Origin of the sequence: Streptococcus sp. OH4692_COT-348 (assembly GCF_003859975.1) — a bacterium.
Lineage (GTDB): Bacteria > Bacillota > Bacilli > Lactobacillales > Streptococcaceae > Streptococcus.
This window is the reverse complement of record NZ_RQZB01000072.1, coordinates 1-331: the sequence shown is the minus strand read 5'-3', so window position 1 is coordinate 331 and position 331 is coordinate 1. Positions and strand designations below refer to the sequence as shown.

The 331-nt window shown below is 40.8% G+C and carries 1 protein-coding gene; it reads left to right on the top strand.

The features are described 5' to 3' along the window. On the top strand, positions 1–331 hold a 331-nt coding region (locus EII37_RS10940), incomplete at both ends, for a tape measure protein (protein WP_142997539.1).

The following is a 331-nucleotide window of genomic DNA, read 5'->3' as shown; positions in this document are numbered from 1 at the left end:
TAGTGCTAAGTCAGCGGTTGGTAAAACGGAAGCATTAGTAAAAGCTAACCAAGCGTTTGGTGGTACTGGAGAAAATCTTAAAGGCGTCGCACAGGCTTATGGTCAGATGTCAGCTTCTGGAAAAGTCACAGCTGAAAATATTAATCAGTTGACAGATAACAATACGGCTCTTAGTGCTTCTTTAAAAGATACTGTTATGCAAATGAACCCACAATTGAAGCAGTATGGTTCGTTCAATGAAGCCGTTACACAAGGTGCTGTCAGTATGGATATACTAGATAAGGCTATGCAAAATGCAGCAAACGGTTCAAGCGGTGCTACAAAAACCATA